This is a genomic window from Pseudonocardia sp. (genome assembly GCF_035305885.1).
In the GTDB taxonomy this organism is placed as follows: domain Bacteria; phylum Actinomycetota; class Actinomycetes; order Mycobacteriales; family Pseudonocardiaceae; genus Pseudonocardia.
The window spans coordinates 23,094-32,613 of record NZ_DATGOP010000010.1; the positions used below are offsets into that span (position 1 = coordinate 23,094).

Sequence of the window (9,520 nt, forward strand, 5' to 3'; positions counted from 1 at the left end):
TCACCCCTCGGTCAGGTCGAGGGCGCGGGCGAGCGGCACGCCCGGCCGGTACGCGAGGTGCCGGTAGGACGGCGCGTCCAGCACGGCGAGGCCGGCGCGCGCCCCGACGCCCAGGTGCCCGACGTCGTCCCTGCGCAGGGCGGCCGCGCCGCCCGCGGTCGCGGCCCGCACCGCCTCGGCGGGGGTCATCCCCATCTCGCGCACGGCGAGCGCGATGCAGATCGGCATCGACGAGGTGAAGCACGTGCCGGGGTTGCAGTCGGTGGCCAACGCGACGGTGACGCCCGCGTCGAGCAGCCTGCGCGCGTCCGGGTAGGGCTGGCGGGTGGAGAACTCCACGCCGGGCAGGAGGGTCGCGACCGTGCCACCCCCGGCCAGCGCGTCGACGTCGGCGTCGGTGAGGTGCGTGCAGTGGTCGACGCTCGCGGCGCCCAGCTCGACCGCCAGCCGCACACCGGGCCCGGGCGCGAGCTGGTTGCCGTGCACGCGCAGGCCGAGGCCTGCGTCCCGTCCGGCCGTGAGCACGGCGCGGGCGGCGTCGCCGTCGAAGGCGTGCGGGGAGGCCGGTTCGCAGAACACGTCCACCCAGCGCGCGTGCGGCGCGCAGGCCTCGAGCATCGGCCCGGTGACGAGCGCGACGTACTCGTCGACCCGCCCGGCGTACTCGGCGGGCACGACGTGCGCGCCGAGGAACGTGGTCTCGTCGGTGACCTCGCGGGCGAGCCGAAGGGCCCGCTCCTCGTCGGCGACGGTCAGCCCGTAGCCGCTTTTCACCTCGACCGTGGTGGTGCCCTGGGCGCGCATCTCCGCCACCAGCGACCGCAGCCGCGCCCGCAGCGCCTCGTCGTCGGCGGCGCGGGTGGCCGCGACCGTGGACGCGATGCCGCCGCCGTCGTAGGGCACGCCGGACATCCGGGCCTCGAACTCGGCGGAGCGCTCCCCGGCGAACACCAGGTGGCTGTGGCTGTCGACGAAGCCGGGCAGCACCGCCCGGCCGTCGACGTCGACCCGGGTGTCGGCGGCCGGCGCCGCCGCGGCCGGCCCGACCCAGGCGACGCGGCCGCCGTCGACCACCAGCGCGGCGTCGGCCACGATCCCCAGCGGCCCGGGGCCGAGCGCGGGATCGTTGGTGACGAGCTCGGCGATGCCGGTGACGAGGGTGCTCACTGCTCCTCCCAGATCGGGTCGACGGCGTCGGCGAGCAGCCTGCCCACGTCCCCGAGCACGTGCTCGCCGGCGTCGACGACGAGCCGGCCGTCCGCCACGACGGTGTGCACGTCGGCGGCGCTCGCGGCCATCACCACCTGCTCGGGGGCGACGCCCGCGGTGCGCGGGGAGTCCAGCCGCACGGCGACGAGGTCGGCGCGGGCGCCGGGGGCGATGCGGCCGGCGTCCGGCCAGCCGAGGCAGGCGTGCCCGTGCGCGGTGAGGGCGTCGACCAGCGCCCCCGGGGCGATGCGGCCCCGTTCCCCGGAGGCGAGCCGCTCGTGCAGCTCGACCAGGCGGGCCTCGGCGAGCAGGTCGACGGCGGCGTGCTGGTCGCTGCCGACCGCGAGCGGGGAGCCGGCGTGGCGCAGCGCCCGGAACGGGCCGATGCCGTCGGCGAGGTCGGCCTCCGTACCGGGGCAGGCGCAGACGGTGGTGCCGGAGCCGCCGAGCAGCTCGACGTCGTGGTCGGTCAGGTGGGTGGCGTGCACGGCGGTCGTGCTCGGCCCGAGCAGCCCCTGCTCGGCCAGCAGCGCGGTGGGGGTGCAGCCGTAGAACGCCCGGCACGCCTCGTTCTCCCGCGGCTGCTCGGACAGGTGGAGGTGCAGCGGGCGCCCGGCCGCGGCGTGGGCGACGACCGGCAGCTGGCCCGCGGGCACCGCCCGCACCGAGTGGACGGCCGCGCCCACCCGCGCCCGGTCGGTGTCGGTGAGCTCGCCGAACCGCTCCGCCCACGCGTGGGCGTCGCCGTCGCCGAACCGCAGCTGCACGCCGTCCAGGGGGAGGTGGCCGGAGGCGCCGAGCCCGCCCGCGACGTAGCAGGTGTCCAGCAGCGTGATCCGCACGCCCGCGTCGGCGGCGGCCTGGACGAGCGCGCGGCCCATCGCGTTGGGGTCGGCGTAGCGGGCGCCGCCGCGGTCGTGGTGCAGGTAGTGGAACTCGCCGACGCAGGTGACCCCGGCGAGCGCCATCTCCGCGTACGCGGCGCGGGCGAGCGCGAGGTAGCGGTCCGGGTCGAGCCGCGCGGCGAGCGCGTACATCCGCTCCCGCCAGGTCCAGAACGTGCCGCCCCGGTCGTGGGTGCGCCCGCGCAGCGCCCGGTGGAAGGCGTGGCTGTGGGCGTTGGCGAAGCCGGGCAGGACGATCCCCGGAAGCCGCACGTCGCCGGGTTCGGGGTCGGCGCCCGCGGCCACGCCGGTGATCCGGTCGCCGTCGGTCGTCACCCGGACCCGCTCGCGCGGGCCGCCGTCGAGCCATGCCCGCTCGCACCAGTAGGTCGTCACCCCAGCTCCTCGACCACGCGGGCGAGCGCGGCGACGCCGCGGTGGCAGTCGGCGGGCTCGGCGAACTCGTGCGGCGAGTGCGACACCCCGGTCGGGTTGCGCACGAACAGCATCGCCGTCGGGACCCCGGCGGCGGACAGGATGCCCGCGTCGTGGCCCGCCCCGGTGGCGAGCACCGGCGCGCCGAGCAGCCCGGCCAGCCGGTCCCGCAGGTCGGCGTCGAACGCGGTGGGGCCGGTCCACGACTCCTCGACCGGCTCGGTGCGCGCCGCCGCCCCCACCGCGGCGACGACGGCCCGCACGTCCGCCTCGACCGGGCCGCGGGCGTCCAGCCACGCGGTGACGAGGGACGGGATCGCGTTGACCCCGTTCGGCTCCACCCGCACCTTGCCGATCGTGGCGAGCGCGCCGTGCTGTTCCGCCGCCCGCCGCGCCGCGGTGACGGCCTCGGCGAGGTGCAGCATCGGGTCGTCGCGGTCGGCGAGCCGGGTGGTGCCCGCGTGGTCGGCGCGGCCGCGCAGATCGAGCCGCCACCGCCCGTGCGGCCAGATCGCGCTCGCCACGCCGACGGCCGCGTCGCCCGGCGCGTCGACCAGCGCCCTGCCCTGCTCGACGTGCAGCTCGACGAACGCGCCGACCCGCCGCAGCGCCTCCGGGTCCGGGCCCACGTGGGTGGGGTCGTGGCCCGCCTTCGCCATCGCCTCGGCGACCGTGGTGCCGTCGGCGTCGGTCAGCCCGCGGGCCCGGTCCGCGTCGAGGGCGCCGGTGATGATCCGGCTGCCCGCGCACGCGACGCCGAACCGCGCGCCCTCCTCGTCGGCGAAGACGGCGATGCCGAGCGGGCGGCGCGGCGCCCACCCGCGCTCGCGCAGCGCGTCCAGGGCGGCGAGGGCGGACACGACGCCGAGCGGGCCGTCGAACGCGCCGCCGTCGGGCACCGAGTCCAGGTGGCTGCCGACGACGAGCCCGGGCCCGTCGGCGTCCGGGTTCCCCCACCAGGCCCACAGGTTGCCCGCGCGGTCGGTGGTGAGGTCGAGCCCGCGCACGGCGGCCTCGCCGGTGAACCACTCGCGCAGGGCGGCGTCCTCGGCGGTCCAGGCGAACCGGCGGTAGCCGCCGCTGCGCGGGTCCCGGCCCACGGGCTGCAGGTCGGTCCACATGCGGTCGAAGGTCATCGCGGAGCGACCGTCCCCGCCGGGTAGATCATCTCCTCGGGCACGTCCGCGGTGCGCCTGGCCCACGGGTAGTAGACCGCGGCGGTGACGACGAGGCCGACGATCCAGGAGATGTCGGCGCCGTCGAGCGCCCGTGCGATCGGGCCGGTGTAGAGCGCCTGCGCCATGAACGGGATCTGGGCGAGCACGCCGATCGCGTAGGAGACCAGCGCGACGGCGTTCCACCGCCCGTAGCGGGCGTCGGGGTCGTAGAGCGCGGGCACGTCGACCCGCTCCCGGGAGATCAGGTAGTAGTCGATCAGGTTCACCGCGCTCCACGGCGTGAACACCATGAGCAGCGCGAGGATGAACTGCCGGAAGTTCTCCAGGAAGTTCTCCGAACCGAGCAGCGCGATCAGCACCGACGCCAGCAGGAACGCGCCGATGAACGCCACCCGCCCCGCCCGCGACACCGAGGCGGCCCGCGTCACCGACGTGACCGTGGTCAACAGGCACATGAAGCCCCCGTAGGCGTTCAGGCAGTTGACCGTGAGCTTGCCGACCACGATCACCGCGAAGATCGCGACCGCGGCGGCGCCCCCGCCGGCCAGCTCGCCGAGGAACCCGACCTGGTTGTCCAGGAACCCGCCGCCGTCGGACATCGGGATGGCCGCGATCAGCGCGCCGAGGCTCATCGACCACTGCGAGCCCAGCACGGTGCCCCACAGCGTCGCGTGGAACGTCACCCGCTCGCTGGTGTCGCGGGGCAGGTAGCGGGAGTAGTCGGCCACGTACGGGCCGAAGGTCAGCTGCCACCCGGCGCCGAGGGAGACCGCGAGCAGGAACGTCGCGGTGTCGAACGGCTTCACGCCGAGCAACGCGGGCACGTCGTGGTCGGCGAGCAACCGGATGCCCACGTAGGTGAAGCCGAGGACGCCGACCACCGTCGAGATCCGCCCGAGCATGTGGATGTAGCGGTAGCCGAGGGTCGCGACGATCCCGGTGAGCGCGCCGAACACCCAGATCCCGACGGCCGGGGACCCGGCGCCGAGCACCTCGTTGACCGCCTGCCCGGCGAGCACCGTTCCGGTGGAGGCGAACCCGAGGTACATCAGCACCACGAGCACCAGGGGCACGACCGCTCCGTACACCCCGAACTGCGCGCGACTGGAGATCATCTGCGGCAGCCCGAGCCGCGGCCCCTGCGCCGAGTGCAACGCCATCACGCACCCGCCGGCCAGGTTGCCGATCAGCAGGCCGACGATGGCCCACAGCGCGTCGGCGCCGAACACGACGGCGAGCGCGCCGTCGACGATCGCCGTGATCTGCATGTTGGCGCCGAACCACAGCGTGAACTGGTTGAACGCGGGCCCGTGCCGCTCCGCGTCCGGGATCACGTCGATGGATCGGCGCTCGATCCGCGCGAGCGGCGCCGGTGTCTGCGGCTCCATGCGGCCCCTCCGGGTGCTCCTCTCGGTGATCAGCGGTCGTGCAGGAAAGCCACTTTCACGAAGCCTGGCTTCAGGAATGTGGCTTTCCTGCACCTTCGGCCATCGGGACCCGCAGCCCGTGGGCCTGCGCCGTCTCGACCGCCAGGTCGTAGCCCGCGTCCACGTGGCGCAACACGCCCGTCGCCGGGTCGTTGGTCAGCACGCGTTCGATCTTGGAAGCGGCGAGCTCGGTGCCATCGGCGACCGTGACCTGGCCGGCGTGGATCGAGCGGCCCATGCCGACGCCGCCACCGTGGTGGATCGACACCCAGGTCGCCCCGGACGCCGTGTTGACCAGCGCGTTGAGCAGCGGCCAGTCGGCGATGGCGTCGGAACCGTCGGCCATGCCCTCGGTCTCGCGGTAGGGGGAGGCGACCGACCCCGCGTCGAGGTGGTCGCGCCCGATCACGATCGGGGCCGTGATCGCGCCCGAGGCGACGAGCTCGTTGAACCGCAGCCCGGCCCGGTCCCGCTCGCCCTGGCCGAGCCAGCAGATCCGCGCGGGCAGGCCCTGGAACGCCACCCGCTCGCGGGCGGCGCGGATCCAGCGCTGCAGCCGGTCGTTCTCACCGAAGAGCTCGAGGACGGCGTCGTCGGTGACCGCGATGTCGGCGGGGTCGCCCGACAGCGCCGCCCACCGGAACGGGCCCTTGCCCTGGCAGAACAGCGGCCGGATGTAGGCGGGCACGAAACCCGGGTAGGCGAAGGCGCGCTCGAAGCCGCCTTTGCGGGCCTCGTCGCGCAGCGAGTTGCCGTAGTCGAAGACCTCGGCGCCCGCGTCGAGGAACCCGACCATGGCCTCGACGTGGCGGGCCATCGACTCCCGCGCCCGGTCGGTGAACTCCTCGGGCTTCTTCGTCGCGTAGTCGTCCCAGTCCTCGAGGTCGACGCCGTCGGGGAGATAGGACAGCGGGTCGTGCGCGGAGGTCTGGTCGGTGACGATGTCGACCTCGACTCCCCGGCGCAGCAGCTCCGGCAGCACCCGCGCGCAGTTGCCGACCAGCCCCACCGACAGCGCCCTGCTCTCCTTCTTCGCCGCCACCACGCGGGTGACGGCGTCGTCGAGGTCGTCGGCCACCTCGTCGAGGTAGCGGTGCTCGACGCGGCGCTGCAGCCGGGCCGGGTCGACGTCGATCACCAGGCACACGCCGCCGTTGAGCGTGACGGCGAGCGGCTGGGCCCCGCCCATACCGCCGCAGCCGCCGGTGACGGTGAGCGTGCCGGCGAGGGTGCCGCCGAACCGCTTGTCGGCGACCGCGGCGAACGTCTCGTAGGTGCCCTGGAGGATGCCCTGGGTGCCGATGTAGATCCACGAGCCCGCGGTCATCTGGCCGTACATGATCAGGCCGAGCTTCTCCAGCCGCCGGAACTCCGACCAGTTCGCCCAGTCGCCGACCAGGTTGGAGTTGGCGATGAGCACCCGCGGCGCCCACTCGTGGGTGCGCAGCACCCCGACCGGACGGCCGGACTGCACGAGCATCGTCTCGTCGTCGGCCAGTGTGGTGAGCGTGCGGACCATCGCGTCGAACGACGCCCAGTCGCGGGCCGCCCGCCCCGTCCCGCCGTAGACGACCAGGTCGTCGGGCCGCTCCGCGACCTCCGGGTCGAGGTTGTTGCAGAGCATCCGCAGCGGGGCCTCGGTCTGCCAGGACCGGGCCGTGAGCGTCGTGCCGCGCGCCGCGCGGACGGGCCGAGCACCCTCCATGACGAACTCCTTCCTGGTCAGCGCAGTGTTGATCAGCGGAGGGGGCCGATGACCCTCTCGGCGGCGGCGAGCACCTCGCCGGAGGTGACCAACTGCACGGCGGCCTCGATCTCGGGGGCGAGGTGGCGGTCCGGCCCGGGGCCCGCGACCTCGGCCCGCAGCCGGTCGCGCACCGCCGCCGTGGCCGGGGCGGGGGCGAGCGGGGCGCGCAGGTCGAGGGCCCTGGCGGCGGTGAGCACCTCGATCGCGATGACCCGGGCGAGGCCGTCGACGGCGCGCCGCAGCTTCCGGGCGGCGGACCAGCCCATGGCGACGTGGTCCTCCTGCATCGCGCTGGACGGGATCGAGTCCACCGAGGCCGGGACGGCGAGCCGCTTGAGCTCGGACACGATCCCCGCCTGCGTGTACTGCGCGATCATGTGCCCCGAGTCGACGCCGGGGTCGTCGGCGAGGAACGCGGGGAGCCCCTGGTTGCGCGCCACGTCCAGGAACCGGTCGGTGCGCCGCTCGCTCATCGACGCGACGTCGGCGACCGGGATCGCCACGAAGTCGAGCACGTACCCGATGGGGGCGCCGTGGAAGTTCCCGGTGCTCTCCACCCGCCCGTCGACGGTGACCACCGGGTTGTCGACCGCCGCGGCGAGCTCGCGGCCCGCCACCGCCTCGGCGTGGGCGAGCGTGTCGCGCGCGGCGCCGTGCACCTGCGGCGCGCAGCGCAGCGAGTAGGCGTCCTGCACCCGCGTGCAGTCCGGGGTGCGGTGGCTCGCCATGATCGCCGAGCCGGCGAGCAGGGCTCTGAGGTTGGCCGCGCTGTCGGCCTGCCCGGGGTGGGGGCGCAGCGCCTGCAGGTCGGCGGCGAACGCGGCGTCGGTGCCCATGAGGGCCTCCACGCTCATCGCCGCGGCCACGTCGGCGGTGCGCAGCAGCAGCCGCAGGTCGTGGCAGGCCAGCACGAGCATGCCGAGCATGCCGTCCGTGCCGTTGATCAGCGCGAGGCCCTCCTTCTCGGCCAGCTCGACCGGCCGGATGCCCGCGGCGGCCAGCGCCTCGCCCGCGGGGCGCAGGGTGCCGGAGGCGTCGCGCACCTCGCCCTCGCCCATGGCGGCGAGCGCGCAGTGGGCGAGCGGCGCGAGGTCCCCCGAGCAGCCCAACGACCCGTATTCGCGCACCACGGGCGTGATGCCCGCGGTCAGCATCGCCGCGTACACGCGCGCGACCTCCGGGCGGACGCCGGTGCGCCCGGTCGCGAGCGTCGACAGGCGCAGCAGCATGAGCGCCCGCACCACCTCGCGCTCGACCTCGGGGCCGTTGCCGGCCGCGTGCGAGCGCACCAGGCTGCGCTGCAGCTGGGCCCGCCGGTCGAGCGGGATGTGCCGCACGGCCAGCGCGCCGAAGCCGGTGGAGATCCCGTAGTGCGGCCGCTCGTCGTCGGCGAGGGCCTCGACGACCTTGCGGCCCGCGGCCATCTCGCTCTCGGCCTCCGCGGACAGCTCGACGCCCGCCCCGCCCCTGGCGACGGCGACGACCTCCTGGGGGGTCAGCGGCCCCGACCCGACTGTGATGTGCTGCACGGTGCCATCGGACACCGGCCGGGGTGGGCCGCACCACGGATCCGCGCGTGGTTCCGTCCGGGATCCCGGACAGTTGCCCCGAAAGCGGTAGCCTCGGGCCGTGCTCGGCGCGCCGAAGGCCCCCGCCGCCCACCAGGTCCTGGAGATCCTGAGCCACCTCGGACGGCAGGCAGGCCCGGTCCCGGCGGCCGCGATCGCGCGGGAGCTCGGCCTCCCCCGCTCGACGACCTACCAGCTGCTCGCCACCCTGGTCGAGAACGGTTTCGTCGTGCACCTCGCCGACGAACGCCGCTACAGCCTCGGCCTGGCCGCCTACGAGCTCGCCACCGGCTACGCCCGCCAGGCGCCGCTGCAGCGCCTGGCGCGGGTGCCGCTCGCCCGGCTCGTCGACCGCACCGGGCACACGGCGCACCTCGCCGTGATGCACGGCAACGAGGTCGTCTACCTCATCGAGGAGCGCGCGCCGGGCCGCCCGCCGCTGGTGACCGACGTGGGCGTGCGCCTGCCCGCCCACCTCACCGCGAGCGGCCGGGCGATGCTCGCCGCCCTGCCCGCGGCGCAGACCCGGGCCCTGTACCCGAACCCGGACTCGTTCGTGACGCGCCACGACGCGGGCCCCCGGTCGCTCTCGGCCCTGCGGCGGCTGCTCGTGGAGACCCGGCGGCGGGGTTACGCCGTCGAGGACGGGGAGGTGACCCCCGGGTTCTGTTCGATCGCCGTGGCCGTGCTCGACCACACCGGCCACCCGGTCGCGAGCGCCACCGTCACGATGCCGCGCGAGGAGATCACCCCGCAGCTGCGCGAGCTGGTCGTCGCGGAGGTCTCCCGCACCGCGCGGGCGATCGCGGCGCGCATCGGCGGCCAGGCCCAGCACGCCGCGGACCGGCGCCCGCCCGGGTGAGCGCGCGCCGAGATCCCCGTCACCGGTGTCGCGTCGATGCTCCTCCCATGGATCTTCGGCCCCGTCGGACGGGAAGCTGACCTCACCACACCGACCGCTCCGGTGGAACTCAGATCAAGTCTGTGCAAGATTGCCTGTCACTCGCATCGTCGGCGGAGGTTCGGGGGGACCGCAGATGATCACACCGCGGGTGTACCGCGACAACGTCTT

The 9,520-nt window shown here is 75.2% G+C and carries 7 protein-coding genes; 1 reads left to right on the forward strand and 6 read right to left on the reverse strand.

Translation table 11 applies throughout. The features are described 5' to 3' along the window. From hutI to hutH, 6 genes are all read right to left on the reverse strand, one after another. Positions 1 to 1,167 (reverse strand): imidazolonepropionase, encoded by a 1,167-nt coding sequence (gene hutI / locus VKZ81_RS01730; RefSeq protein WP_324239582.1) that lies wholly within the window; start codon positions 1,165 to 1,167, stop codon positions 1 to 3. Beyond that, entirely contained in the window at positions 1,164 to 2,489 is a 1,326-nt protein-coding gene (locus tag VKZ81_RS01735; RefSeq protein ID WP_324239583.1) for a formimidoylglutamate deiminase, read from the reverse strand. Before VKZ81_RS01735 ends, hutI begins: the two co-directional genes overlap by 4 nt. After that, a complete protein-coding gene (locus VKZ81_RS01740; RefSeq protein ID WP_324239584.1) occupies positions 2,486 to 3,664 on the reverse strand; it encodes an allantoate amidohydrolase in 1,179 nt (392 codons plus the stop codon). The genes VKZ81_RS01735 and VKZ81_RS01740 overlap by 4 nt, the downstream gene beginning before the upstream one ends. Continuing rightward, positions 3,661 to 5,094 carry a purine-cytosine permease family protein gene (locus tag VKZ81_RS01745; protein ID WP_324239585.1) on the reverse strand — a complete coding sequence of 478 codons (1,434 nt, stop codon included), beginning with the start codon at positions 5,092 to 5,094 and terminating at the stop codon, positions 3,661 to 3,663. Before VKZ81_RS01745 ends, VKZ81_RS01740 begins: the two co-directional genes overlap by 4 nt. A gap of 70 nt (positions 5,095 to 5,164) precedes the next feature. Then, entirely contained in the window at positions 5,165 to 6,838 is a 1,674-nt protein-coding gene (gene hutU, locus VKZ81_RS01750; protein ID WP_324239586.1) for a urocanate hydratase, read from the reverse strand. A 32-nt stretch (positions 6,839 to 6,870) separates the two neighbouring features. Further along, positions 6,871 to 8,409 carry a histidine ammonia-lyase gene (hutH, locus tag VKZ81_RS01755; RefSeq protein WP_324239587.1) on the reverse strand — a complete coding sequence of 513 codons (1,539 nt, stop codon included), beginning with the start codon at positions 8,407 to 8,409 and terminating at the stop codon, positions 6,871 to 6,873. Positions 8,410 to 8,509: 100 nt separating this feature from the next. Here hutH and VKZ81_RS01760 point away from each other — a divergent pair, with 100 nt between their 5' ends. Next, positions 8,510 to 9,310, forward strand: a complete 801-nt coding sequence (locus tag VKZ81_RS01760) for an IclR family transcriptional regulator (RefSeq protein WP_324239588.1) — start codon at positions 8,510 to 8,512, stop codon at positions 9,308 to 9,310. The last annotated feature ends 210 nt before the right edge of the window (positions 9,311 to 9,520 follow it).

Bases quoted from the DNA above. Each gene is read 5' to 3' on its own strand.
- VKZ81_RS01740 (WP_324239584.1), bottom strand. From the start codon at position 3,664: ATGACCTTCGACCGCATGTGGACCGACCTGCAGCCCGTGGGCCGGGAC.
- VKZ81_RS01745 (WP_324239585.1), bottom strand. From the start codon at position 5,094: ATGGAGCCGCAGACACCGGCGCCGCTCGCGCGGATCGAGCGCCGATCC.
- hutU (WP_324239586.1), bottom strand. From the start codon at position 6,838: ATGGAGGGTGCTCGGCCCGTCCGCGCGGCGCGCGGCACGACGCTCACG.